Origin of the sequence: Streptomyces sediminimaris (assembly GCF_047049295.1) — a bacterium.
Taxonomy (GTDB): Bacteria; Actinomycetota; Actinomycetes; order Streptomycetales; family Streptomycetaceae; genus Streptomyces; species Streptomyces sediminimaris.
On sequence record NZ_JBJWOT010000001.1, the window covers coordinates 8,169,208 to 8,195,554 of the forward strand.

Genomic DNA, 26,347 nt, shown 5'->3' on the forward strand with positions numbered 1-26,347 from the left:
AGTGGTGAGGAGGTGTCGCAGGTCGGTCCGGAGATCGCGGTGCCCCGGCAGCCCGTGGCGGGCCACCGGGGCACAGGGCCGGACGGTCAGGACGTCGTTCCGGTGACCGAGCCCGCCGATTTCGTGACGTGGTACGTGGCGGTGGCGCCGCTCCAGAAGTGGAAGGTTAGCGTCACCGGCGCACCGTCGGTGATCGCGGTGAGGAAGGCGGACGTGAGGGTGATGGAGCCGCCCGGGTAGTCGGGGGAGAAGGAGGTGTTGAACTCCTGGTAGGGGGTCCAGTTCGCGGGGCCGGCGTTGCCTCCGTCGGCGTACCGTGCCTCCATCGTCGCCAGCCTGTCACCGCGGAACAGCGTGGGGACGGTGAGCGAGCTGGCTGTTCCTGTCGCGTTCGACAGCACCGGGGGGTCGTAGCTGATGACGCTGATCCGCCAGGGGACACCCCGGGAGAACCTGGCCTGCAGTGTGGCGTCGACCCCGTAGGCCCGGTTGCCGGCCAGCCGGGTGAGCGCGCCGGCCGTCAGCGTCAGCCGGGTGCCGGAGACGGTGTAGTCCCGGCCGCGGAGCAGCGGGACGCCGTCGTGCCACAGGCCCCGGAAGCAGGTGCCGTTGAGGTCGAGCGTGAGGGTCCGGGCGGTGATCCGTGCGGACTTGCGCACGTAGACCGTGTCGGAGGAGGCGGTTCCCGAGCGTGTGGTCCAGCTGGACCTGATCAGATCCGTCATGCCGGGGTCCCGCCACTGCAGGGTGTCGCGGTCGAGGAACGAACCGGCGTCCCACAGAGCGGTCGTGACGCCGTTGTGGCGCGCCTGGTGGCCGAGGTCCTCGAAGTACTTCAGCGCCTCGCCCCGTTCGACGGAGTCCGGGCGGGTGTAGTCGGGGTAGCTGAGCAGGCCGTACTCGCCGAGGTAGACGGGGATGCCCTTGGCGACGAACGTGTCGTGCATACGGGCGAAGGCGTCGCTCATGTCCTTCTGGGAGTCGGCGTCGTACCGGGTGCCGCCCGCGATGTTCACGCTGAACGGGTACCAGCCGTAGTAGTGCACGGTGGCGACCAGGTTGCTGTCGTGCAGCGAACCCATCGTGCCGGCCAGGCTGTCCATGAGCTGCTGCGAGGGCGTGCAGCCCACGGTGGGCAGGACGAGCAGGCGGTCGGCGTTGCCGCCGCCGGAGGCGCGGACGATGCTGTGGAAGGAGGTGTTCAGCTCGTTCAGGAGCTGGGTCTTCCGGGTGTCCGTGGCGTTGGTGAACTGCGGTTCGTTGACGCTCTCGAAGAGCAGGGCGCGCGGCTCGTTGCGGAACGTGGCGGAGATCTGGGTCCAGGTCGCGTCGAAGCGGGCGAGCACCTTGTCGTGGTCGGTGGGCGGCATGTCCGAGATCCACTGCCACGAGTCGTGGTGGACGTTGAGCACGACGTAGAGGCCGTCGGCGAGCGCCCAGTCGACCACCTGCTTGACGCGGTTCATGAAGGAGGCGTCGATGGTGTACGGCGCGGCGGCCGACTGGTGGCCGTTCCACGTCACCGGGATCCGGACACTGCGGAAGCCGTTGTCGCGGACGGTGTCGAACAGCGCCTTGGTGATGGGCGGGTTGCCCCAGGACGTCTCGTCCGGAATGGCGTCGAGGGTGTTGCCCACGTTCCAGCCGGGCTGCATGGCGGCGACGGCGTCCACGGCGGCGGCCGGGACTCTCACCGCGGGCCGTTGCGAGTGTGCCGTGCCGGACGCCGCGGCGAACGCGGTGCCGCGGGGCAGGGCCAGGACGACGAGCAGCGCCAGTATCAGCGCGGCCAGGCGTCCGGGGCCCCGAGGGGGCCGGTGCGTGCGGTGCCGTAAGGTGCCGATGTCCTTCACGTGTCGTCCTTTCGGTCGGGGTGTGCGGGTCATGAACGAGCGGCCGGCGTCCTTGTGGCGGGGGAGGGGACCTGTTCAGCGGTCCAGGGGCTCGTAGTCGAACCAGTCGAAGCGGACGGTGCCCGCTGCGGCGTACATGCCGATGACGCGGCCGGTGAAGCCCCCGGCGACCTCGGTCGACAGGTAGCGGCCGTCGAGGGAGGCGAGTTCGGTGAAAGTGCCGTCGGGCCGTTCGATGCCGAGGGAGACGGCGTCGGGCCCGGTGCACGGCCCGTGCGGGGGCGGAGGGTCGCCGACGGTGACGCCGAGGACGAGGGGCCCGGCGGGCACGGCCCGTGTGGCCACGGCCGTGCGCAGGTCGCCGACACGTGCGATGACCCGCACTTCTGTTCCGGTCGCCTCGATCGCGTAGTGGTGGCGTTCGTCCAGCCGTACGGCGAGGCCGCCGCGTCCGGCGGAGGGGTCGACCAGCGTGCGCGCCCGGCACGCCAGGTGCTGCTGGCGCCGGCCGGTGAACACGACGTCGGGCTCGTCCAGGGAGCCGCCCCGCGCGCTCAGCGTCAGCCAGCCGGGGCGCTCCTCGGTGGTGCAGTGATCGGGGGAGCGGTCCCGCACGGAGATCCAGGACGGCCGCAGCTCACGCGACTCGAAGTCGTCCCGGTGCTCCTCGGCGGGGCCGGGGACGAGCGGCCACGGTGGTGCGGGGGTGGGGTTCGGGGCGACCTCGCCGACGACCGGCCAGCCGTCCGCCCAGGTCACCGGGGCCAGGAAGGTCTCCCGGCCGAGCACGTGCCAGCCGGGGGTGCCGCCGTGCGGCCGTACGCCGAGGAAGACCATCCACCAGGAGCCGTCGGGAGCCTGGACCAGGTCCGCGTGGCCGGTGTTCTGCACGGGGTGGCCGGTGCTGCGGTGGGTGAGGATCGGGTTGGCCGGGCACGGCTCGAAGGGTCCGTCGGGGGTGCGGCTGCGGGCGATGGACACGCCGTGGCCGCGCTCGGTGCCGCCCTCGGCGATGAGCAGGTACCAGTGGTCGCCGATCCGGTACAGGTGCGGCGCCTCCGGGGCCTTGGCGCCGGGCGTGCCGGACCACAGCGTGTGCGGTGTTCCGTACGTCCGCCCGGTGGCCGGGTCGATACGGACCTGCGCGACGCCGGCGAACGTGCACCAGCAGGTGCCGTCCTCCTCCCAGGCCAGGTCGGGATCGATGCCGGGAACACCCGGCACCCGTACGGGATCCGACCAGGGCCCGGCTGGGTCGGTCGCCGTGACGATCAGATTGCCGGCGCCCTCGGCCACGTTGGTGACCATCAGCCAGAAGCGGCCGTCGTGGTGGCGCAGGGTGGGGGCGTAGATGCCGCCGGAGGACGGCGTGGAAGCCGGCAGGCGCAGTTGCTCCGGCCGGTCCAGGACGTTGCCGATCTGCGTCCAGTGCACCAGGTCGCGGCTGTGGAAGAGGGGTACGCCGGGGAAGTACTCGAAGCTGGAGCAGGCGAGGTAGTAGTCGTCGCCCACCCGGCAGACGCTGGGGTCGGGGTGGAATCCGGGGATCACGGGGTCGGCCGCGCGGGCGGCCTGCTGCTGGAGGGGCACCCCTGCTTTCCTTTCGTCGTGCGGATCGCCGAATCGTCGTGCGGATCGCCGAACGGCGGTTCGGGGGTCACGGCCTGCGCAGTACCGCGCCGCCGCCGGGCGGTACCTCGTGTGCGAGCGTGCCGGTCACGAGGTCGTGGGCGGGTTCCGGCAGGGGTACGGCGGCGGCACGGTGGTTGATCAGGACGTGCCAGCGCCGGCCGTCCGGCGCGTGCCGGGTGACGGCTTCGACGCCGGGCGGCAGACCGGGCAGCTCCGGCTGGACGCCGGTTTCTTCCAGCAGGCGGTCGACCAGCGCGCCGTAGTCCGCGTCGTCCAGGCGGGTGGACAGGTACCAGCCCTGCCCGGTGCCGTGGCGGTGGCGGGTGAGTGCCGGGCCGTCCGTGAGCATGCCGTGGGCGTAGGCGGCGAGGGTCTGCGCGCCTTCGGACCGCAGGGACTCGCTCCAGACCGTTCCGTGCGAGCCGTCCGACAGGGTGATCCGTTCGTCCCGCCGCAGCGGCCGGTACTCCTCGACCCGGATGCCCAGCGCCTCGCGCAGCGGTGCGGCGGGATAGCCGCCCAGCCGGGCGTGCATCTGTTCGTCGACGTATCCGCTCGCGTGCTGGACGAGGAGCGTCCCACCGTCGGCGACATAGCGGCGCAGGCTTTCCGCGCCCGCGTCGGAGAGCAGGAAGAGAGCCGGCGCGATGACGAGCCGGTAGCGGCTCAACTCGTGTTCCGGGTGGGCGAAGTCGACGGTGACGCCCGCGTCCCACAGGGCCCGGTGAGCCCGCAGGAGTGCCGCGTGGTAGTCCAGGCCGGCGGAGGGCAGACCGTCCACGCCGAGCGCCCACCAGGCGTCGGGGTCGTGCAGCACGGCCACCGGCGCGGTGACCGTCGACCCCGCCAGCTCGGCGAGCCGGGCGACCGCCTCGCCGGTCTGCGTGACCTCGCGGAAGATCCGGCTGTCGGGCCCGGCGTGCGGGATCATCGCCGAATGCCAGGTCTCCGCGCCGGCCCGGGACTGCCGCCACTGGAAGAACAGGGCGCCCTCCGAACCGCGCGCGATGTGCCCGAGGGTGTGCCGCAGGATCTCCCCGGGCTCCTTGCCGAGCACCCGGTCGCCGTCGTAGACGGTGTTGGTGCCCTGCTCCATCAGCAGCCAGGGGCGGCCGCCGGCCAGGGAACGGGTGCGGTCGGCGTGGAAGGCGGCGTCGGCCGCGGCGTCCAGGCCGGGTGCGCTCGGATACTGGTCGGATGTGACGACGTCGAGTTCGCGGGCGAAGGCCCACAGGTCCACGTTCTGGTACGCGGGCAGCATCAGGTTGGTGGTCACCGGCCGGTCGCTGTGCGTGCGGATCGCGTCGCGCTGCTCGCGGAAGGCGGAGATCATCTCACTGGACCAGAACCGGCGGAAGTCCAGGGCCTGGCCCGGATTCCCGTGCCACTGCGTCGCACGGGGCGGCAGGATCTGCTCCCACGAGGTGTAGCGCTGGCTCCAGAAGGCCGTTCCCCACGCCTGGTTGAGGGCGTCCAGCGAGCCGTGCCGGGCGCGCAGCCACACCCGGAAGGCCGCGGCCGTGTGATCGCACCAGCACAGCGTGCCGTACTCGTTGTGCACGTGCCACAGGGCGAGGGCGGCGTGGTCGCCGTACCGCTCGGCCAGGGCGGCGGCCATCCGGCGGGCCGCGCTGCGGTAGGCGGGCGCGGTGAGGCAGTAGGTGTCGCGGCTGCCATGGGTGAGGCGGGTGCCGTCAGGTCTGACGGCCAGTGCGTCGGGGTGGGCCAGGGTGAACCAGGGGGGCGGTGAGGCGGTGGGGGTGGCGAGGTCGACGGCGACGCCGCCCGCGTGCAGGCGGTCGATGTGGGCGTCGAGCCAGGCGAAGTCGTAGCGCCCTTCCTCGGGTTCGAGCAGGGCCCAGGAGAAGACGCCCACGGTGGCCAGGTTGATCCTGGCCCGGCGCATGAGCGTGTCGTCCTCCTTCCAGACCGTCTCGTCCCACTGCTCGGGGTTGTAGTCCCCGCCGAAGGCGAGGCCGCCCAGGCGGTCGGTGATGCTGCGCGTTGTCATGCGGGTTCCTCGGGCCGGGGGAGTCGGATGCTTCGGGCAGTGCTCTGACGTGCGGTCAGGATCGTTGTGAGCAAGGCCGGTTCGTCGGCGTGGGTGTGTGCTGTCCGGTGACCTGGTCCGAGCACAGGGTCACCACCGAGGCGTCCTCGGGCACGGGGGCTGTCGAAGCGCTTCACTAAGCTGGCGAACGTAATGATGTGTCCCGCACAAAGCAAGGGCCTGAACATAAAGAGATCTTCTTCCCGGCGACTGCTGACCGTCTGCCGAGAGCGGTGCGTCGGCGTCGAAGCGCTTCAACGGTGAGGTTTCAAAGTGAGGTTTCAAGCGGAACAGCACCCGGCGGCAGCCGTGGCACCCGGCGTGGGTTCCGGCAGGGCCACCGCTGTTCAGGCCGACGTCGAGGTCGTCGTCGGCGGCGACCGATGCTGGTCAACGAACGAGAGGCCGCGCCTGCCCGCCTGGAGCTCGGCAGTCGCGTCCTGCTGCGGTGGGCCGGTGAGGACGTCGGCCTCGGCCACCGGGCCAACCCGCGTCTCCGAGCGACCGCAGGAGATCCCGCATGCCTGTGGCCACCCCCGCCCCGCCCTGGCGGCCTTCCGCCGTGCGCCGGCAGGTGCCGGTGTTGCACCCGACAGTGCCGGGCGCCGATCCGAAGCCCTTCGCGCCGACCGTTGTCCCGTCCTCGGCGGCGGTGGCCGGTTCGGCGCGGGCAGCGGCTGTCTCGGGTGGTGCGCTCCCGCACCTTTTCGATCGCGGGCTGGGGTCTACCGCCTGTACCGGTCCTCATGGCCGTCCGTATCGGTCCTCAGGGCTGTGACGCGCCGGTCCTCGTGGCTGTGACGCGCCGGTTCTCGTGGTTGTGACGTGCTGGTCCGAGCGTGCGGCCCGTATGGACCAACGGTTCGGCAGAGGGATAGGGTCTCAGTTTGTAAACCGAGGTGACAAACACGGCACCGACTACGAATGGGACGACTCGAATGACCGATGACATCCTGCCCTCTTCTCATACCGCCGACGCCGCTGACGAGATCCGGGCGCTGACAGCGGTGCGGCCCAGCGCGCGACAGGTGGCGTGGCAGTCGATGGAGTTCTACGCCTTCATCCACTTCGGCATGAACACGATGACGGATCGAGAGTGGGGTCTCGGCGGCGAGGACCCGGCCCTGTTCGACCCGTCCGACCTCGATGTCGATCAGTGGATGTCGGTGATCGCCGCGGCGGGGATGACAGGTGCCATCCTCACGGTCAAACACCACGACGGCTTCTGCCTCTGGCCCTCACAGGTGACCACGCACTCGGTCGCCGCCGCCAGGTGGCAAGGGGGAAGGGGCGACCTCGTGCGGCTCGCAGCCGACGCGGCGCGGCGCGACGGTCTGAAGTTCGGCATCTACCTCTCGCCGTGGGACCGCACGGAGGCCTCGTACGGCTCGGGGAAGGCGTACGACGACTTCTTCGTGCGCCAGCTGGAGGAGCTGCTGTCCGGATACGGCGAGGTCTTCTCGGTCTGGTTCGACGGCGCCAACGGCGAGGGCCCCGGCGGTGCGTACCAGGAGTACGACTGGGAGCGTTACTACGCGGTCGTGCGGCGTCTGCAACCCGGTGCGGTGATCTCGGTCTGCGGCCCGGACGTTCGGTGGTGCGGCAACGAGGCCGGGCACACCCGGCCCGACGAATGGAGCGTCGTACCCGCCGCGCTGCGCGACGTCGAACGCGTCGCCGATCGCTCGCAGCATGCCGACGACGGGGCCTTTTCGCGGCTCGTCCGCAGCGACGAAGAGGACCTGGGCAGCCGCGATGCCCTCGCCGGCCGCCTCGACGACCTCGTGTGGTACCCGGCCGAGGTGAACACCTCCATCCGGCCGGGGTGGTTCTATCACCGGAACGAGGACAACTCCGTTCGCTCCGCCGATGAACTCTTCGATCTGTGGTGCGACGCGGTCGGCGGTAACGCGTGCCTGCTGCTCAACGTGCCGCCCGATGCGCGCGGACGGGTGGCCGCTCCTGACGTCGCCGCCCTGACGGGGCTGGGCGAACGCGTCCGGGCGTGGCGGAACGGCGTGCTGGACGTGGACGTCGAGCTGTCGTCCGGGGTGCCGCGCACACAGGCGGGCGAGTCCGTGGCCGACCGCTCCGCCCTCACGCGCCTGGCCGCCGATGCGGCAGCACCGTGCGTGTGGCGCCCAGAGGCGTCCGATGCGGTGCCGGCCGCCTCGCTCGCCCTCGGTGATCCCACCGAGGTGGGCGCCGTGGTCGTCCGTGAGGACATCACGCAGGGCCAGCGCATCGAGCGTGTGGTGGTGATCGGCGTGTCCGACGGGAGCGAGCGGGTGCTGGCCGAGGCGAATTCGGTCGGCTACCAGCGGATTCTGCGCTTTGCCCCGTGCGTCGTCGACAAGGTCGAGGTCAGAATCGAAGCATCCCGCGGCCGTCCGGTGATCCGTACGATCGCAGTGATCGATGCCCACGGTGCTCGGCCTCGAAGGTGAACGCCGTGTTGCCGGGACAGCGCCATGGCGCGCGGATGCCGAGAGTGTGTTGGATGGATTCATGACAAGCGCACCTGACGACCCCACCTCGCCTTCCGGGGCAGATCCCGGATGGCCACGGCTGCATCCGACGACGCAGTCGGCGTACAACCGCATCCTGTGGAACGGTGGGCTCTCCAAGAGTGAGGTGGCCAAAGAGCTCGGTCTGTCCCGCACCCGGATGACGGCGATCGCACGCGATCTCGAGGCCGCGGGTCTCATCGTCGAAGGCGGCAGGGAGCAGAGGGCCAGTACGGGACGGCCCGCGGACATGCTGCTCGCCAAGACCGACCTCTTCCACTTCCTCGGCGTACATGTCCGTGCGGGCGAACTGGTCGCTGCGGTGATCGATCTGACCAACGAGGTGGTCTGGGAACGGCGCAGGCACGTCGACGCACTGGACCCGTCCGTCGTCGGCGAGCAATGCCGCACCTGGCTGGCCGATGCGAAGGCCGGCGGCCTTCGCGTGGCCGCGCTGGCCGTGTGCGGATCGGTGGAGCGGATCGACGGAGCCGCGGAAGGGGTCGGCCTCCAGACCGTGGCGCCCGCGGCGACCCGGTCGGAGTGGGAGAAGGAGTTCGGTATACCGGTATGGGCCGAAGACGACATCGTCGCCCTCACGGCGTTCGAACAGTGGCCGCGCCTGGCCGAGGGTCAGGACAGCATGGCCCTCATCTCCCTCGGGCGGGACATCGGATTCGGACTGGTCGCCGATCGCAAGATCATCCTGGGGGCGCACGGCAGGGCGGGAAGGTTCTCGCACGTCCAGGTCGCGAGCGACGGCGCGAGGTGCCCCCTGGGGCATCACGGCTGCCTGTGGGCGGAAAGCTCCACGGCCTCGATCGTGAACGATGTCGTCGGCGCGCGGACGTTCGGCGACGTCATCGATCGGGCCGCGGCGGGCGAGCGGACGGCGCGCGAGCGGCTGGCGCGCGCTGCGCGTGGGATCGGCGTGGCGGCCGGACACATCCTGAATCTGCTTGATCCCGACAAGGTGATCCTGACGGGGGACAGCCCGTCGCTCCTCGATTCCCGTACCGAGGCCTTCGACGAGGGGATGCGCTCCGTGTACACCGTGCCGGACGCGCCGGTCATCGAGGTCACGGTGTTCGACTTCCTTGAATGGGCACGCGCGGCGGCCGGTCTGGCGCTGTACCGCCGGCTCGCCGAGTACGACCACTGACGAGTACGACCACTGAGTGGACAGCACTCGCCTCGGCCGGGCAAGGGGTCCGTGCCGAGGTGCGGGTGAAGCCTCCGGCAGAAGGTCGCCGACCACGCAGACCCTCACCGCCGGAGTCCTCGCACGCCGGTCTGCCCGTCGGGCATCGATGTGCGCGTCCACTCTTCGGCGCCGCGCGTCCGCTCCGCCCCGGGGAAAGCCGCTCTGGTCTCCGAACCCGGTGACGCCATCCCGGCTGTGGCCGCAGCGCCCTGCTCGCACCGGCTGCCTGAGCGCCGCCGGACCGGTCGGTGTCCCGGCTCACCTCACGGGCCGAGCCGGGCGTCACCGCGGTCCGCGGGTGGCCGCCCGCTGAACCGGCCAGGGCTGCTCGGACGCCGCTTGCCACGGGGGCCACCACCGTGCGTGGTGGCGTGGACGGCTTCTTCGCAGGACGACCGGTCCTCTCCCTCGCGCACAGATGGCCTGCGGACCGGCCGCCACCAGCCCGTCGCCGGTCTCGATGCCCGGCGGTTCCCGCGGCGACCGCGGTGTTCCACCACCGCTGAGCGCCGGTCGCTCCGGCGTCGCCTGCACCCCGACGTCCTCTTTGAGCTGGCGGAAAACATCCGTCGTGCGGACGGGTGCACCTGAGTTTGTCACCTCCATTGACAAACTCTGGTGACCCGAGTGATGCTCATCGCCGCGAGAGACCGAGTCCGCTCCGAGTCAAGGGAGACTCATGCGCACCAGGAAGTTCCGCAAGATCATGGCCGCCATGGCCACCGCCGCGGCCACCGCACTCCTCGCTTCCGCCTGTTCGGATGCGGGCACCTCCACGTCCTCCGGGGGGAAGGTGACGCTGCAGTACTGGGCGTGGGCACCCGGAAGCGCACAGGAAGTCAAGGAGTTCAACCGCACACATCCGGACATCAAGGTGGTGCATACCGACGCCGGCGGTGGCGAGCAGTCCTCCGCCAAGCTGCTGGCCGCGATGCGCGCGGGCAACGCGCCCGATCTCGCGCTGGTGGAGAACACGTCGCTGCCTCGTATGATCGTCGCCGGCGCGCCGTTGGACATCACCGACTACGTCTCCGACGTCCGGAAGAACTACTCGCGCGGTTCGTGGGCGCAGACGACCTTCAGCGGCCGGACGTACGGGCTGCCGCAGGACGTCGGCCCCATGGCGCTGCTCTACCGCAAGGACGTCTTCGACAAGTACGGCATCAAGGCGCCCGTGACGTGGGAGGACTACCGCAAGGCGGCCGCCAGGATCAAGGCCCGCAACCCCAAGCTCACGATGGCCTCGCTGAGCACCGACGGATGGGGCTGGTACGCCGCGGTGGCCGCGCAGGCCGGCGACGACTGGTGGTCGGTCGACGGGGACAAGTGGACCGTCAACATCGACGGCGCGAACTCCCGCAAGGTGATGAATTTCTTCCAGGGAATGTTCAAGGACGGGCTGATCGCGGCCGATCCGATCCTGACGCCGACGTACAACCAGAAACTGAACAACGGCACGATGCTGTCCTGGCCCTCCGCCGCCTGGGCGCCCGGTGTCATCTACGGTGTGGCGCCGAAGACCGCCGGCAAGTGGGCACTCGCGCCCCTGCCGCGGTGGAACGCGAACGACCCGACCGTCTCGTTCCAGGGCGGCTCCTCGGTCATCGTCACCTCCAAATCCAAGCACCCCAAGGAGGCCGCGGAGTTCGCGAAGTGGCTCGACGCCAGTGACAAGGGCGCCAAGATGATCCTCAACGTGCAGAACGGCTACCCCGCCGCACTGTCGGGACAGAAGGCCGCCACGGCGCAGAAACCCCCGGCTCTCATGCCGCAGCAGACCGACTACTACGACGTCGTGGCCGAGATCGCCAAGCACACCCGCCCCGTGACCTGGGGCCCGAACACGGATGTTGCAGCGACCGCGTTCACGGACGCCATGAACGCGGCCGTGCACAACGGCACGTCATGGGCGGACGTCCTGACCGTCACGCAGAAAGCCGTCGTGAAGGACCTGAAGAAGCAGGGGTTCAAGGTGAGCGAGGGATAGAGCGGCGGACTGAAGGAAAGCGCAGATTGTCAGAGAGGGCATCCGCATGACCAACACAGCCGTTGCCGACAAGGGCACCCGGTCAGTAACGGCGGCCGCCCCGCCGCCGACTCGTCGCCGCCGTCGCAGCATCGCGCCGTACCTGTTCAGCGCACCAGCCATGGTGCTGTACACCGTGTTCACGGTGATCCCCGTGGTGTACGCACTCGGGTCCAGCTTCTACGCCCAGCGGCGGACCGGCGGCGGCGCCCTCGGCACCCGTTCCACGGTGTTCGTCTGGTTCGACAACTACGTCTCGGTCTTCCACGACTCCCAACTGACCGCGGGGCTCGGACATCTGGCGCTCTACGGGATCATCGCCGTGCCCCTGACCCTGGGGCTCGCGCTGCTCTTCGCTCTGCTGCTGGACGCGCCGGGGGTGAAGCTGCGGCGTTTCGGGCGCACGGCGATCTTCGTTCCCTACGCCGTGCCCGGCGTCGTGGCCGCCCTGATGTGGGGGTTCATGTATCTGGCGGGGACCAGCCCCTTTTCGCACGTCACTCGGTCCCTCGGCTGGGGGGACATCCCCTTCCTCGGACCGAGCGGGATCTACGGTTCGCTCGCCAACATCTCCATCTGGGGCGGGACCGGATTCAACATGCTCGTGATCTACACGGCGTTGCGCAGCATCCCTCACGAGCTGATCGAGGCGGCCCGCCTGGACGGGGCCAACGAGATCCAGATCGCCCTCCGCGTCAAAGTGCCGCTGGTCGGGCCCGCGCTGCTGCTGACCGCGATCTTCGCACTGCTGGGCACCCTCCAGCTCTACGGCGAGCCGCTGATGCTCAAACCCCTGACGAACACCATCTCCAACACGTGGGTTCCGCTCATGTCCATCTACCAGGACGCGTTCGCGCTCGACGATCTCCATGACGCGGCGGCGGCGTCGATCGTCCTCGCCGTCGGTACCGCGCTGGTGTCGATCGCGGTATTGGCACTGGTCCGCATGTCGACGAGGCGGGGCATGCGATGAGCACGATCGACCAGAGGTCGCGCGAACGAACCAAAATCGTTCCCACGCTCATCATGGTGGCGGGCGCGCTCTACTGCCTCCTCCCCGTGGCCTGGGTGTTCGTCGCCGCCAGCAAAGCCCCGGGCGAACTGTTCGGCTCCTTCACCTTCGCCCCCGGATCCGGTCTGCTCGGCAATCTCGGCGACCTGTTCTCCTATGACGGTGGCGCCTACGGACTGTGGGCGTTGAACTCGCTGCTGTACGCGGGTGTGGGCGGCCTCCTGTCGACGCTCGTGTCGGCCTCCGCGGGCTACGCGCTGGCGAAGTTCGACTTCCGGGGCGGCCGGATCTTCTTCGCCGCCATCCTGGCGGGGCTGCTGATCCCCGGCATCACCCTCGCGGTGCCGCAGTACCTGCTGCTGTCCGACCTGCATCTGGCCGGCACCCAGTGGTCGGTGCTGCTCCCGAGCATCCTCAGCCCGTTCGGCATCTATCTCTGCCGGGTGTACGCCTCGAGCGCCATCCCGGCGCAGATGCTCGAAGCCGCCCGGATCGACGGCGCCGGCGAGTGGCGGATCTTCCGCAGCGTCGTGCTCCCCCTGATGGGCCCGGGGATGGTGACGGTGTTCCTGCTGCAGTTCGTCGGCATCTGGAACAACTTCCTGCTGCCGTACATCATGCTCTCAAACACCCGGACCTTCCCTCTCACGGTCGGGCTGAACTCCCTGCTCGAGCGCGGCTCCGGCTCGCCGTCGCTGTACACGCTCGCCATCGTCGGCGCCGCGCTCGCGATCGTCCCCCTCATCGCCCTGGTGCTGTTCCTGCAGCGGTTCTGGCGCCTCGACCTCATCGCCGGAGGAGTCAAAGGATGACTTGGTCCCACGTCGACAACGCCTGGCCCACACGCGGGCTGAGCTATGGCGCCGACTACAACCCCGAGCAGTGGGACAGGGACGTATGGAAGGAAGACGTCCGCCTGATGACGCAGGCGGGGGTCAACATCGTCTCGCTCGGCATCTTCTCCTGGGGCCTCATCGAAGTCGCGGACGGAGAGTACGACTGGGAGTGGATGGACGAGATCGTCGATCTCCTGGCGGACAACGGCATCGCCGTCGACCTCGCCACACCGACGGCCGCGCCGCCGGGCTGGCTGCTGGCGGCACACCCCGAGATCCGCCCCGTCGACCATGACATGCAGCCGCACTGGCCCGGCGCCCGCCTCGGCTGGTGCCCGAGCAGCCCGGTCTTCCGCACGTACGCGCTCCGCATGGCCCGGGCTCTCGCCGACCGATACGGTCACCGTCAGCACGTCGTCATGTGGCACGTCAGCAACGAGTTGGGCGGCGGCAACGGCCGCTGCTACTGCGACACGTCGGCGGCCGCGTTCCGCGACTGGCTTCGACGCAAGTACGGAACTCTCGGCGCGCTGAACAAGGCCTGGGGAACCGCCTTCTGGGGCCACACCTACCGCGACTTCGCGCAGATCCTGCCGCCCCGCGGCAACGACGCGAAGAATCCGTCCCTCGTCCTCGACTTCGACCGCTTCTCCTCGGACGAGCTCCTGGCGCACTACCTCGCGGAGCGAGACGTGCTCAAGAGCGTCACGCCCGGCCTCCCCGTGACGACGAACTTCATGGTGGGTGCCGAACCCGACATCGTCGACTACCCGCGGTGGGCACGCCACATGGACGTCGTCGCGAACGACCACTACACGCGCTCGCCCGACCCGCTCCCCGAGCAGGACGTCGCCTTCTCCGGCGACCGCATGCGAGCGATGACGACGCGGCGCCGTCCGTGGATGCTCATGGAGCACTCGACCAGCGCCGTCAGCTGGCAGCCGCGCAACCGCGCCAAGGCGCCGGGGGAGATGATCCGCAACAGCCTGAGCCATGTGGGTCACGGCTCCGACGGCATCCTGTTCTTCCAGTGGCGCGCGTCGCGGGCCGGCGCGGAGCAGTTCCACTCGGCGATGGTTCCGCACGCGGGCGAGGACACCGACCTCTACCGCGACGTGTGCAGGCTGGGCCGGTACCTGCAGCGCCTCGGACCGGTCATGGGCTCACGCACTCCCCAGGCCCGCGTCGGGATCCTCTTCGACGACGAGGCGGGCTGGGCGATGACGAAGGGGGTCAAGCCGAACAACCACCTCGCCTACGGACGCGTCGTCCGGGACTGGCACCACGCGTTCTGGCTGCTGAACGAGAGTATCGAGGTCCTCTCGCCGTGGTCCGATTTCACCGGGTACGAGGTCCTCGTGGTGCCCGGTCTCTTCCTGACCGACGACGACACCGCGGCCCGGGTGAGTGCTTTCGCCGAGGCGGGCGGCACGGTCGTGGTCGGCTTCCTCTCGGGGATCGTGGACGAGCACGACCAGGTGAGGCCCGGCGGGTATCCCGGCGCCTTCCGTGAGCTCCTGGGCGCCTGGTGCGAGGAGTTCCGGCCGCTGCAGGAGGGGGAGACGTTCACCCTCGACAACGGATGGTCCGGCACGGAGTGGACCGAACTCGTCCGCGTGCGCGACGCCGACGTGATCGCCCGCTACAGCGGCGGGCACCTCGGCGGCCATCCGGCGATCACGTCACGTGCGCTCGAGGCCGGGGGCCGTGCGGTCTACGTCTCGGCCGGACTCGACGCAGACGCGCTGCTCGCCATGGCCCGTTCCTTGGTGCCCCCCACCGACTCGGCGAACCTGCCCAGAGGGGTCGAGGTGCTCGTGCGCCACAACGACGAAGAGGCCTTCACCTTCTTCGTCAACCACACGGACGGCGACGTGATCGTCGCGGCGCGGGGCCGCGAGATGCTCACGGACCAACCGGTCAGCGGGGAGTTGCGCATACCCGCCGGAGAGGTGCGGGTCGTGAGGTCAGGCACCCCGGGCTGAACCACCTGCACCGGATCGGTCACATGGTGGTGGTCCCGTCTGCCGGGGGCGCGGTCGCCGGGCGCACACGTGGTCCACCGGGTCGGCCTCGGACTTCTCCGCCGGGGCCGACCCGGTGGACCGGCCCCGGCGGGCGCTCACCGTGTTTCAGGCGGTTACGGCAGAGGCGGGTAGGCGTTCTGCATCAGCTGCTGGAACTGGGCGGAGAACCAGTGCCCGGCCAGCGGGGCGTTCGCCAGCGCACCGGTGGGGTTGTTGCCGTTGCGGGCGTTACCGCCGTAGGTGGGGTCGCACATCCGGTCGAAGCCCTTGCCCTCGTCGTTGGAGACGGCGGAGCTGGAGCCGTCGGACTCACCCGGGGGCTTGACCCACACATAGGCGTCGATCCCGGCGGCAGGGGCCGCGGTGGGCCGCTCACCGAGTCCGGCGCCGCTCTGGTTGCACCAGTTGCCGGCGTGGATGCGCCGGTCGATGCGGCTGCCGTCGACGTAGTCGTCGACGGAGGTCAGCGGTCCCGGGCCGGTGGGCCGGGCGGAGCCGCCCCAGCCGTCGCGGGAGGTGTCGATCAGCATGCCGATGCCGGAGTTGAACCCGGCCGCGACGAGCTTGTCGCGCATCGCCTGGGCGAAGGACTGCTCGTCCACGTACTGGTTCCAGTCCACCCACTTCGACTGCCGCACCGTCTGCCCGTTGACGGTGTCGGTGACCTTGAAGTACGGCTCCTTGACGGGGCTGTAGTTGGCGGTGTTGACGATGAATCCGGCGACGTCGTCGACGCTTGCGCCGTTGCTGGTGGCCACCTTGGCGAACTCCTGGACGGCGGGGCCGAGGTTGGAGTCCCAGCCGAGCCAGCCGTGGTGGCCGGCGTCGATGTAGTTGTAGACGTTGGGGACGGCACCGAGCTTGTCCAGGGCGTAGGAGACGCCCTTCTCGTAGTTGCCGTTGCTCTTCATGGTCACGCAGGCGTCGGTGGTGGTGTTGGTGCCGCCGGCGTTGGTGACCAGGTTGGGCAGGGAGTCGGGCTCGATGACGGTGGCGATCCGCAGGCCCGCGTACTTCGGGTCGGAGACGATCGAGACGATCGGGTCGATGTACTGGGACTCGTACTTGTCGATGTCGTCGGGCCCGAGTTCGCCGTTGGAGGCGAGGGCGGCGCAGTCGCGGCCCGGCAGATCGTAGATGACCAGCTGGACGACCAGGTCGCCGGAGCCCTTCTGCTTGAGCGCTTCGTCGAGGTGTGCGCGCAGGCCCATGCCGCCGTTGGCGCCGTTGATCGCGGCGATCCGGTCGAGCCAGACGGCGGTGGGCTGGTTGGAGATGCGGCTGCCGCCCGGTTCGGCGGCGGCCTTGGCCGACCATTCCGGGTTCACGTACACCTTGGCACCGACGTAGGGGTTGTCGGCCCGGTTGCCAGTGCCGCCGCCTGTGCCGCCACCGGTCCCACCGCCTGTGTCGCCACCGGTCCCGCCGCCCGTGCCGCCGCCGTCGTCGACGTTGCAGGTGACGCCGTCGAGGGTGAAGGTGGCGGGCACGGCGTTGCTGCCGCTGTAGGTGCCGTTGAAGCCGAAGCTGACCGAACCGCCGTTGGCCAGGGAGCCGTTGTAGCCCTCGTTGGTCGCCGTGACGTCGGCGCCGCTCTGAGTGATCTTCGCGTTCCAGCCGTTGGTGATCTGCTGGTTCCCGGCGTAGGACCACTTCAGCGACCAGGCCGACTTCGCCGTGCCGTTGTTGGTGACCGTGACGGCTGTGGTGAAGCCGGTGTCCCACTGATTCTGCACCGTGTAGTCCACGGTGCAGGGGACCGAGGCGGTGGCGGCACCGGCCGGTGCTGTGAGGAGCGCCGTCCCCGAGGTACCGGCGAGGACCGCCAGGGCGGCGAGAAGAGACATTCTGGTACGACTCATCAGTGTGGGGTTCCTTCGTGTGGTGTGGGGTTACTGGTCGAGAGCGCTCCAGCAGCTCTCACTCGAGCAGGAGCGGGAGTTGCAGACGTGCCGCGCGGCGGCGGGATCGCCGGCCGGGTCGGTGGGCTCGCACGTCGGCCGCTGACCCGGGTCGGTGGAGTACGCCGGAGCGGTGCACGCCGAGCAGCCGGTGGCTCTGACCGCCGGCGTCGACGAGCCCGGCGCCCGGTGCCTGCAGATGCAGCGCGGGCATGCCGATGGGCTCGGACGCCGCCGAAGGCGGGGGTGTCGCATGAGCGACTCCTTACAGCTTGGCGCGCCGTGACGGCCGCGTCGTCTGATGGAACCGCTCCCACTGGTGCAAACGAAGCTAGCGCCAACCGGGCTGCTTTCCCAGGGTCGTTGCTGAACTTTCGTCCGCAGGTTCACGTCAAAAGGATTCAACTTCTCAACGCCTTGACGGGATGCGCCCCCGTCTCCACTATGGGAGCGCTCCCACTGGTTCAAGCCTTGACCCCCACCGAGCCGCACTTCGCAAGGAGGACCAGCACCATGGATCCCGGACGTAAGCACAGAGCCCTACGGCGGTTGTGGACCGCTGTCGCGGCGGCCCTGGCACCCCCGCTCACGACGCCCGGCACCGGCTCGACGCCCGCTTAGACGGCGGGCTTCGGGCGCGGCGTCACCGCAGGACCGGCGACTGCGGCGTCACCGCAGGACCGGCGACTGCGGCGTCACCGCAGGACCGGCGACTGCGACTCGGGTCCAGGCGGACATCGTTCTGCCCTTGGGTCCGTTACGCGGAGCTTCTCATCCCCCGCCGGAGTTCCGCGTGCACGACTCCGTCGCAGGGAGACGGGGTCACCCCGCCGGGCGGTCCTCAGTGATCAGGGGGCCGCCCGGCATGTGTCAGGAGCATGATTGCCGCGCATCCGTTCGGGAGCGCTCCCAGACAATCGGCGCTCTCAGTGGTCCGCGCACATCCCCCACGGAGGATCCGTATGCAACAGTTGAAGCACAGGGGCGGCAGAGCCCACGCTCTGCTCGGCACCCTGCTCACGTCACTCGTCACGCTGGCGGCGCTTCTCGCCGCCGCGCCGGCCTCGCACGCCGACACGACGATCTGTGAGCAGTTCGGCACGACCACGATCCAGGGCCGCTACGTCGTCCAGAACAACCGGTGGGGCACCAGCGCCACGCAGTGCGTCACGGCAACCGGCTCGGGTTTCAGGATCGCCCAGGCCGACGGCTCGGTCCCGACGAACGGCGCCCCGAAGTCGTACCCGTCCGTCTACAACGGCTGCCACTACACCAACTGCTCACCCGGCACCAACCTCCCCGCCAGGCTCAGTTCGATCTCGAGCGCGCCGACCGGCATCTCCTACAGCTACGTGAGCGGTGCGGTCTACGACGCCGCGTACGACATCTGGCTGGACCCGACACCCCGCACCGACGGAGTGAACCGCACCGAGATCATGATCTGGTTCAACCACGTGGGGGGCGTGCAGCCGGTGGGCTCGCAGACCGGCAGCGCCACCGTCGCCGGGCGTCCGTGGCAGGTGTGGTCCGGCAACAACGGCTCCAACGACGTGCTGTCCTTCGTCGCCCCGTCGGCGATCGGCAGCTGGAACTTCGACGTGATGGACTTCGTCCGCCAGGCCGTCTCCCGTCAACTGGCCCAGGACGACTGGTACCTGACGAGTGTGCAGGCCGGCTTCGAGCCCTGGCAGAACGGCGCGGGACTGGCGGTGACGTCGTTCTCCTCCACCGTCGACGTCGGTGGCAGCACCCCCGGCGGTCCCGGTGGGGGCACGGGCGGCTCGGCTGCGTGCAGGACGCATTACGGCACGAATGTCTGGCAGGGCGGCTTCACGGCCGACGTCACCGTGACCAACACCGGTGCGTCCCCCGTCGACGGCTGGAAACTCGCGTTCACCCTGCCCGCCGGGCAGAGGATCACGAGTTCCTGGAGCGCCGACGTCTCTCCCTCGTCGGGAGCGGTGACGGCCGGCGGGATGGCGTACAACGCGTCCATCGCACCCGGTGGCCAGGTCTCCTTCGGGTTCCAGGGCACGTACGACGGCGCCTTCGCCGCACCGACCGGCTTCACCCTGAACGGAACGTCCTGCACTGTCGCGTGACGGTGCCGGCAGGGGAGGCCTGAGGCAGGGCCGTACGCCTGCCGCCGGCCTGCGTCGAACCATGCGCCGGCCCCGAGTGCGCGTCCGCCCACGCCGGACCCGAGTGCGTGTCCGTTGGGAGAAGCCGCACCCACCCGTCCGCCCGGCTTCCGAGTCCGGCCGGGTGGGTGCGGCTTCTCCCGTCGCCGGCCGGTGTGACGGCCTTCTTCAGGGCCGGGCGGGCTTCCAAGAGGCGCCGACGACCGCCGACCGATGGCTGACCGCTGACCGCTGACCGCTGACCGCCGACCGCCGACCGATGGCTGACCGCCGACCGCCGACCGGCGACGGCCGCCGGTCCGGTTGACGCGCCTCATCGAGACATCCTTCGCGCCGAGCACAGTCGATCACGTGCGGATGCCGTGTGCCCCGTTCCTCATGCCCGTAAGATCGGTGATCTCGCGGGTGGGGAGAGGTGGTCATGGCCAGGCGACGCCCTGGAGCGCCGACGCTGGAAGAGGTGGCCGCCCGTGCCGGGGTGGGGCGGGGCACTGTCTCCCGGGTCATCAACAACGCGGCCGGTGTGAAGGAGGCGACTCGCCGGGCGGTGCAGCGCGCCATCGAGGAACTGGGCTACGTGCCCAATCTGGCGGCCCGGTCCCTGGCCGGGCGGCGGGCCGACGCGGTGGCACTCGTCCTGACGGAGCCGGACTGGCGGCAGTTCGCGGAGCCGTTCTTCTCGGAGATCGTCCGCTCGCTCGGCGATGCGCTGGCGGACACCGGGATGCAGCTGATGCTGACCCTGGTCCGCTCGGAGACCGAACGGCAGCGCTTCCTGGAGTACGCGCGCGGCGGCCGGGTCGACGGGGTCCTGCTGATGTCCGTGCACGGGGGCGATCGGCTGCCGGACATGCTCGCCGAGGCGCGGTTGCCGACCGTGATGCTGGGGCGCCGGTCGGGCGACGAGTGCGTCAGCTACGTCGACGCGGACAACCTGGGTGGCGCCCGAAGCGCCGTCTCCCACTTGCTGGAACAGGGCCGCGGAGTGATCGCCACGATCACGGGGCCGCTGGACATGTACGTCGCGCAGTGCCGGCTGCGCGGCTACCAGGACGCCCTGGAGTCGGCCGGTGTGAAGGGCGCGCGGTCCTGGATCGCGGAGAGCGACTTCACGGAGGAGGGCGGGCGCCGCGCCATGGCGGAGCTCCTCGAACGGCATCCGGAGATCGACGGTGTCCTCGCCGCGTCGGACACCTCGGCGGCGGGGGCGCTGCAGGCGTTGCGTGCGGCGGGGCGGCGGGTGCCGGAGGAGGTCGCGGTGATCGGATTCGACGACTTCCCGTTGGCCCAGCGCATCGAGCCGCGCCTGACCACCGTGCGTCAGCCGGTCGCGGAGATGGGGCGGGCCATGATCAGACTGCTGCTCGAGGAGATGGAGGAGCCGTCGGTGGCCTGGCGCCATGTCATCCTCCGTACGGAACTGGTCGTCCGCGAGTCGTCCTGAGGACCGTCGGCGTCCGCCCTTGACGACGGTCGTCCGCGAACCGGCCGCCGGAGCGGGCGCCGACGGCCTGCCCACGTGGCGATGGAGCCGCGCACCGCCGAGCCCGTCGGCCTCGTGCAGGACCCACCGGCCGCGGGGGCCTACTTGCAGTCGGCCCAGGCGCGGGCCAGGTCGGAGGGGATCTGCGGGATGGCGGCGCAGCCGCGAGGGTCGCGTGGGAAGCCGTCGGTGGCGACGTAGGTCCACTGGCCCTTCGCGGTCTTGGTGAAGTACTTCTCCTGGCCGCCCTCGTCCTGCAGTTGGACCTGTTCGGGCAGCGTGGCCCCGGCGGTGGGGTCGAACCGGGTGGCCGCGTACGCGGTGTCGCCGCACGAGCCGTAGTAGAAGGTGCCCTTGACCGGGGCGATGTGTGTCAGACCCTGCTGCGAGCGGCGGTAGGCCTGTGTGACGGCGTCCTTCACGGACTGCGGTACCACGAGGGAGCGGCAGGAGGCGGCCGTGGTGGCCGAGTGCGTGGTGCCCGGGTGTGTGCTGGTCGCCGCGGTCGGCGGGGCTCCGGTCACGCCGCGGGTCGGGCTGGGCGCCGGCGCCGGGTCCGCCGTCGTGCCGCTTGTCGTGGCCGACGCAGGAGGGGCGGTGCCGCGGGAGGGGCCGACGACGGAGAGCGCGCCGCCTGCGACCGCTGCCACGACGGCCACGGCCGCCATGGTGGTGGCGATCCGGCGGCGGCGCAGCAGCCGGTCGCCGCGGGCCCGGACGGTCTGAGCGGGGGGCGGCGTGATCCGCGCCCCGAACTCGGCGTCGCCGGTCTTGAATCGGGTTTCGAAGTCCTCAGTCACGGTGGGGCACCTCCTGGTCGGTGGAGCCGAACGCGCTGCTGCGGGCGGCGGTGTGCCGGCCTGGCACCGGTGCGGTGGTGTCCGGGTCGGCGGGGGCCCCGGGGGCCACCGCACCGGGCGTCCCGGGCTTCGCGGTGCCGGACGCCCCGGGTCTCGCGGTGGTCCCGGGGCGTCCGGCGTCCCCGGCCGTCTCCGTCAGGAACGGAGCCATGGCCCGGCGTCCGCGTGAGAGCCAGGCCTTGACGGTTCCCGGCCGGGCGCCCGTCTCCTGCGCGATCTCGTCGACGGTGAGGCCGACCAGATGGTGCAGGACGATCGCCCGGCGCTGCGGGGCGGGGATGCGGCGCAGTGCGGCCACGATGGCCACGTAGTCGACGCCGATGCCGGGGACGTCGTCGTCCGGGCCGCGGCGCCGGTGGGCGGCGAGCCGGTTGACCGCCTTGCGCCACACGCTCACCCGCAGGCGGTGGGCGACGGTGCGCACCCACGCCTCGGGGTCGTCGTAGCAGGAGACCTTTCCCCAGTTCTGCCAGGCGCGGGCGAAGGCCTCCTGGACGAGGTCCTCCGCTTCGCTGCGGCTGCCGGTCATCGCGTACATCTGGCCCGTCAACCGTCGCACGCTGCCGGTGTAGAAGGCGTCGAAGTCGTCTGGGTCGCGCACAGTCCCCCCTTCGGTTCTCTCGTTCGAGGGCTTCTCCGGCGCCCTCTCATCAGCTGATCACGCCCGACCCCAGGCACGGGTTGCACCGAAGTCCGAACCGATTCGGCGCCACGCACCGAACCGGGCATGCCGTCACCGTTTCACGCGGGTGCAGGTGCTCGTCAGCCGCCCCTGCCTGCGACACCTCGCCCCGCGTCGCTTCCCTCCGGCCCTGACCGCCGGGGATGCCGGCGAGCCGGGCCTCACCGACCGGGCCGTTCGGCTCTACCGGCCGCCGACGACGGCGGTTAGCGTCGCGTGCGGGGCCGGAGCCAACCGGGGCTGTTGTGGGAGGTCGCCATGCCGGTCGAGCAACGCGCGAAGTCACCGTTGCTCCCGCCGCGCTGGTTCATTCGTCTGGTCTGGTCGGCGCACCGGGCCGGGTACCGGGTCCTCGGAGGCAGGGCCGCCCTGTGGCGGCCCCGTGCCAACGGCTGGGGTGCCCTGCGGTTGACCACGACCGGGCGCCGCACGGGTCGGCCGCGCAGCGTCATCATCGGGTATTTCGAGGACGGTCCGAATCTGGTCTCACTCGCGATGAACGGGTGGGGGGAGGGCGAGCCCTCCTGGTGGCTCAACCTGAGGACCCTCCCTGACGCGACCGTCGATCTGGTCGACGGACGGCGGCCTGTGCACGCTCACGCCGCCACCGGTGACGAACGGTTGCGACTGTGGAACCGGTGGCGTGAGATCGACAGGAACCTGGACGCCTACGCGGCGCGCCGACCGACCGAAACAGCGGTGGTGGTCCTGGAGCCCAGAGCCGACGCGCCCGGCCCGGCACAGGAGAGCCGGCCGCTCGACGGTCCGTGAAGAGCGCCGCGGATCGCGTGTCGATCCGGGACCGGCGTGGCACCCGCCGTTCACGACCCACGGTGGGGAATGTTGAAATCCGGGAGCACTCTCCACGGCGTGGAACGTATTGCAGGGATCGTCCTTCCGGTGCTGTTGATCGGCGGCGTGGTGGCCGGTGTCCTCGCAGGCCGGTACAAGGAGGACAAGGGCACGGCAACGAAGACCGTGCGGATGGTGATCGGATCGGAGAAGGCCGAGTACTTCGCCGATCCGGATGTGGTGAAGGCCCCTGCCGCCAAGGCATGCGGCGGCGACCGCGCGGGTGGCGGTCCCGCCGGCCGCGACGGCGAAGCGGTCGGCGTAGACCCCCCCACCGGGCGCGGGCAGGTGGGGGATACCGCCGAAGACCAGGTCGCAGAAGACCTGTCCGGCGAAGAGCACATCGAGCACGGGGCTGGATGCGCCGGGTCGTGCACGACGGGGAGGACGTGCTCCCGCGCCTGCTCGCGGACGAGGAGCGGCTGCGCGGCCTGGAGGAGGGCGTCGTCTTCGGCACCCAGTGGCTGCGCGACCTCGGGGTGATCCCCAACGAGTTGTACTACTACTACTTCAACCGCGACGCCGTACGCTCCATCCTCGACGCCCCGCAGACCCGCGGCGAGTTCCTGGCCCGGCAGCAGCAGGAGTTCTACCGGCGGGTGACGGCGGCCGCCGAGGGCTCCGCGGTGCAGCTGTGGCGGGAGACGGTCGCGAGCCGCAGCGCCAACTACATGGCCGAGGCCAAGGGCGCCGTGCAGGGCGAGGCCGAGGCCGAGGAGGACTTCCGGCCCGATCCGGCGCACCAGGGTTACGCGGGGGTCGCGCTCGCGGTGATGGCCGCCATCAGCCGCAACGAGCGCGCGACGATGATCCTCAACGTGCGCAACGGCACGACCGTCTACGCGCTCCCTGCGGACGCGGTCGTCGAGGTGCCGGTCACCGTCGACGCCAACGGGGTGCACCCGCTGACCATCACCCAGCCCGACCTGCACCAGGCGGGCCTGATGCAGCAGGTCAAGGCGGTCGAACGGCTCACCGTCGCCGCGGCCACCACCGGCTCGCGCGCCGCCGCCGTCCAGGCGTTCTCGCTGCACCCGCTGGTCGACTCGGTGACCGTGGGCCGCAAGCTGCTCGACGGCTATGTCGCCCGCATCCCCGAAGTGGCGGCCGTCTTCGGCTGAGTGAGCACCCGGCGGCCGGCCGGCGGGTGCTTCGGGGCTCTGCGTCCGTAGCTGTCCCGTAGGGGTTCCGTAAGCCGTCCCCCAGGTGTCCCGTAGCCGTCCCGTGGACGGCGCCGAGGGCTGACGAGTGTGCGGAATCGCCGCCGAAGCGGGTGGATGAGTGGGTGCTTCGCACCTCTCCCGGAGCCGGAACCGACCCTAGGGTGACGTGCGGTACGTGGCCCCGGGTCCGGTCGCACCCGGAGCGCTGAGAGCTGAGAGCTGAGCGCTGAGCTCTGGGCCGTGAGTCCGGAATCCTGGGTGTCCGGAGCTCGAGGCCCCCCGGGCGCCCGGACCCCATGAATGGTGCGATCCACCAACGAGGAAGGCCGGGAAGACTCATGCCTGATCAGTGCCGCGCCGCGCTCGTCACCGCAGCCGCTTGGCGCATCGGTGCCGCCGTCCCCGTGAACGGGGGCGGCCGGCCCCTCACCGTCACGGGTGACGCCCGGTGCTGAGGGCGGCCGGGGCCGTCGGCGTCATGGACGGCCTGATGCAGCCCAGGCCGCTGACCATCGCGCACATCCTGGAGCGGGCCGAGCGGCTGTACGCGCACAAGCAGGTCGTGACAGCCGGCGCCGACCGGCTCACCTTCGCCGACGTGGCCCGTCATGCCCGGCGTCTGGCCACCGTGCTGGACGCCCTCGGCGTCCCGGCCGGTGCCCGTGTCGCCACGTTCGCCGCCAACAACCGACGCCACCTCGAGCTCTACCTCGCGGTACCGGCCACCAAACGGGTCCTGCACACCATCAACATCCGGCTCTCGCCGGAGCACCTCGAGTACATCGTCGACCACGCCGAGGACGACGTCGTCTTCGTCGACCGCCGGCTGCTCCCGCGGATCTGGCCGAGCGCCGGCCGGATGCCGCGCGTACGGCACTGGGTGGTCCTGCCCGACGGCAGCGACACGGCGGTCCCGGCGGACCCCCGCATCCTGCACTACGACCAACTCCTCTCCCGCGCCGATCCGTTCGCGGGCTCGTTCGAGGACGCCTTCACGCTCGCGGACGAGAACCTGGCCTCCGGACTGTGCTACACCTCCGGCACGACCGGTCGGCCCAAGGGCGTGCTCTACAGCCACCGTTCGACCGTCCTGCACTGCCTCGGGACGCTGGCGGCCGGCCTCATCGGCCTCAGCGAGAGCGACGTCGTCATGCCGATCGTGCCCTTCTTCCACGCCAACGCCTGGGGCCTGCCCTACGGCGCGATGATGGCGGGCGCCGCCCTGGTCCTTCCCGGCGATTCCGCCGATCCGGCACATCTGCTGCGCCTGATGGAGGCCGAGCGGGTCACCGTCGCCGGTGCGGTCCCCACGGTGTGGACCAGCCTGGTCCCCGGGTTGAGGGCGCACGACCTGAGCGCCACGCGGTTCCTGCTCGGCGGCGGCTCCGCCGTCCCGCCGGCGCTGTCCGAGACCTACCGCGCGGCGCTCGGCGTACCCATCACCCATTCCTGGGGCATGACGGAGGTCAGCCCCGTCGGGGCCATCGGCGGCACGCGCACCCAGCACCGAGCGGCGACCGAGCAGGAGCGGGTGGCGGTGCGCGCCGCGCAGGGCCAGCCGCTGCCCCTGGTGAACGTGCGGATCGTCGATGTCGACACGGGCCGGGAGCTGCCCCGCGACGGCCACGCCGTCGGCGAACTGCAGGTGTCGGGGCCCTGGGTGGCGAGCGGCTACTTCCGGGTGGACGGGGACGGCGGCTTCACCGACGACGGCTGGCTGCGTACCGGCGATCTGGCCACCATCGACACCGACGGCTACCTGCGCCTGGTGGACCGGATCAAGGACCTGATCAAGTCCGGTGGCGAGTGGATCTCCTCCGTGGAGCTCGAGGCCGCCCTCGCCTCGCACCCCGATGTCGCCGAAGTAGCCGTGATCGCCCGCCCGGACCCGCGGTGGACGGAGCGTCCCGTCGCCTACGTCGTGCTGCGCGAGGGCACTGCCCACACGGCCGAAGCGCTGCTGCGGCACATCACGCCGATGGTCGCCAAGTGGTGGCTGCCCGACGAGATCGTCTTCATGGCCGCACTGCCCAGGACGGGCACCGGCAAGCTGTCGAAGAGCGCCCTGCGGGACGCGGCGGGCATCGGCTGAGCCGCGACCGGACGGCCCGGCCGCGG

The 26,347-nt window shown here is 70.7% G+C and carries 17 protein-coding genes and 1 pseudogene; 12 read left to right on the forward strand and 6 right to left on the reverse strand.

The window, feature by feature from the left end; genetic code table 11:
- Window positions 1–86: 86 nt before the first annotated feature.
- From ACJ9NR_RS37315 to ACJ9NR_RS37325, 3 genes are all read right to left on the reverse strand, one after another.
- Window positions 87–1,853, reverse strand: coding sequence for a cellulase family glycosylhydrolase (locus ACJ9NR_RS37315; RefSeq protein WP_412492738.1), 1,767 nt, complete (start codon window positions 1,851–1,853; stop codon window positions 87–89).
- A 75-nt stretch (window positions 1,854–1,928) separates the two neighbouring features.
- Entirely contained in the window at window positions 1,929–3,443 is a 1,515-nt protein-coding gene (locus ACJ9NR_RS37320) for a glycoside hydrolase family 43 protein (RefSeq protein WP_412492739.1), read from the reverse strand.
- 67 nt (window positions 3,444–3,510) lie between these two features.
- On the reverse strand, window positions 3,511–5,496 hold the full coding sequence (locus tag ACJ9NR_RS37325; protein ID WP_412492740.1) for a beta-galactosidase: 1,986 nt from the start codon (window positions 5,494–5,496) through the stop codon (window positions 3,511–3,513).
- A 977-nt stretch (window positions 5,497–6,473) separates the two neighbouring features.
- Here ACJ9NR_RS37325 and ACJ9NR_RS37330 point away from each other — a divergent pair.
- The 6 genes from ACJ9NR_RS37330 (at window position 6,474) to ACJ9NR_RS37355 (ending at window position 15,105) form a co-directional block, all read left to right on the forward strand.
- Entirely contained in the window at window positions 6,474–7,982 is a 1,509-nt protein-coding gene (locus tag ACJ9NR_RS37330; protein ID WP_412492741.1) for an alpha-L-fucosidase, read from the forward strand.
- Window positions 7,954–9,204: an ROK family transcriptional regulator gene (locus ACJ9NR_RS37335; protein WP_412492742.1), complete on the forward strand. Its 1,251-nt coding sequence runs from the start codon at window positions 7,954–7,956 to the stop codon at window positions 9,202–9,204. The genes ACJ9NR_RS37330 and ACJ9NR_RS37335 overlap by 29 nt, the downstream gene beginning before the upstream one ends.
- A gap of 721 nt (window positions 9,205–9,925) precedes the next feature.
- Complete coding sequence (locus ACJ9NR_RS37340; RefSeq protein ID WP_412492743.1) at window positions 9,926–11,233, forward strand: ABC transporter substrate-binding protein; 1,308 nt, start codon at window positions 9,926–9,928, stop codon at window positions 11,231–11,233.
- A 46-nt stretch (window positions 11,234–11,279) separates the two neighbouring features.
- Window positions 11,280–12,245: a carbohydrate ABC transporter permease gene (locus tag ACJ9NR_RS37345; protein WP_412492744.1), complete on the forward strand. Its 966-nt coding sequence runs from the start codon at window positions 11,280–11,282 to the stop codon at window positions 12,243–12,245.
- The gene (locus ACJ9NR_RS37350) at window positions 12,242–13,096 is read left to right on the forward strand and encodes a carbohydrate ABC transporter permease (RefSeq protein WP_412492745.1); all 855 of its coding nucleotides are present in this window, start codon (window positions 12,242–12,244) and stop codon (window positions 13,094–13,096) included. The genes ACJ9NR_RS37345 and ACJ9NR_RS37350 overlap by 4 nt, the downstream gene beginning before the upstream one ends.
- Complete coding sequence (locus ACJ9NR_RS37355; RefSeq protein ID WP_412492746.1) at window positions 13,093–15,105, forward strand: beta-galactosidase; 2,013 nt, start codon at window positions 13,093–13,095, stop codon at window positions 15,103–15,105. Before ACJ9NR_RS37350 ends, ACJ9NR_RS37355 begins: the two co-directional genes overlap by 4 nt.
- 155 nt (window positions 15,106–15,260) lie before the next feature.
- Here the strand turns inward: ACJ9NR_RS37355 and ACJ9NR_RS37360 are convergent, their stop codons facing one another.
- Window positions 15,261–17,009, reverse strand: a complete 1,749-nt coding sequence (locus ACJ9NR_RS37360; protein WP_412492747.1) for a glycoside hydrolase family 6 protein — start codon at window positions 17,007–17,009, stop codon at window positions 15,261–15,263.
- A 1,001-nt stretch (window positions 17,010–18,010) separates the two neighbouring features.
- Here ACJ9NR_RS37360 and ACJ9NR_RS37365 point away from each other — a divergent pair.
- Together ACJ9NR_RS37365 and ACJ9NR_RS37370 are read left to right on the forward strand one after the other, a co-directional pair.
- Window positions 18,011–19,150, forward strand: coding sequence for a glycoside hydrolase family 12 protein (locus ACJ9NR_RS37365; protein WP_412492748.1), 1,140 nt, complete (start codon window positions 18,011–18,013; stop codon window positions 19,148–19,150).
- Window positions 19,151–19,610: 460 nt separating this feature from the next.
- Window positions 19,611–20,633, forward strand: coding sequence for a LacI family DNA-binding transcriptional regulator (locus ACJ9NR_RS37370; protein WP_412492749.1), 1,023 nt, complete (start codon window positions 19,611–19,613; stop codon window positions 20,631–20,633).
- Between the two features lie 140 nt (window positions 20,634–20,773).
- On the opposite strand, the gene ACJ9NR_RS37375 is transcribed toward ACJ9NR_RS37370, so the two are convergent.
- Together ACJ9NR_RS37375 and ACJ9NR_RS37380 are read right to left on the reverse strand one after the other, a co-directional pair.
- Complete coding sequence (locus ACJ9NR_RS37375; RefSeq protein WP_412492750.1) at window positions 20,774–21,472, reverse strand: hypothetical protein; 699 nt, start codon at window positions 21,470–21,472, stop codon at window positions 20,774–20,776.
- Window positions 21,465–22,133 (reverse strand): SigE family RNA polymerase sigma factor, encoded by a 669-nt coding sequence (locus tag ACJ9NR_RS37380; RefSeq protein ID WP_412492751.1) that lies wholly within the window; start codon window positions 22,131–22,133, stop codon window positions 21,465–21,467. Before ACJ9NR_RS37380 ends, ACJ9NR_RS37375 begins: the two co-directional genes overlap by 8 nt.
- A 339-nt stretch (window positions 22,134–22,472) precedes the next feature.
- Between ACJ9NR_RS37380 and ACJ9NR_RS37385 the strand changes: the two genes are divergently transcribed.
- The 4 genes and pseudogenes from ACJ9NR_RS37385 (at window position 22,473) to ACJ9NR_RS37400 (ending at window position 26,321) form a co-directional block, all read left to right on the forward strand.
- Window positions 22,473–22,985: a nitroreductase/quinone reductase family protein gene (locus ACJ9NR_RS37385; protein ID WP_412492752.1), complete on the forward strand. Its 513-nt coding sequence runs from the start codon at window positions 22,473–22,475 to the stop codon at window positions 22,983–22,985.
- A gap of 99 nt (window positions 22,986–23,084) precedes the next feature.
- Window positions 23,085–23,267: pseudogene (locus ACJ9NR_RS37390) on the forward strand (hypothetical protein); the annotation flags it as partial.
- Between the two features lie 170 nt (window positions 23,268–23,437).
- Window positions 23,438–24,187, forward strand: coding sequence for a family 4 glycosyl hydrolase (locus ACJ9NR_RS37395; protein ID WP_412492753.1), 750 nt, complete (start codon window positions 23,438–23,440; stop codon window positions 24,185–24,187).
- Between the two features lie 490 nt (window positions 24,188–24,677).
- A complete protein-coding gene (locus ACJ9NR_RS37400) occupies window positions 24,678–26,321 on the forward strand; it encodes a long-chain fatty acid--CoA ligase (protein ID WP_412492754.1) in 1,644 nt (547 codons plus the stop codon).
- The last annotated feature ends 26 nt before the right edge of the window (window positions 26,322–26,347 follow it).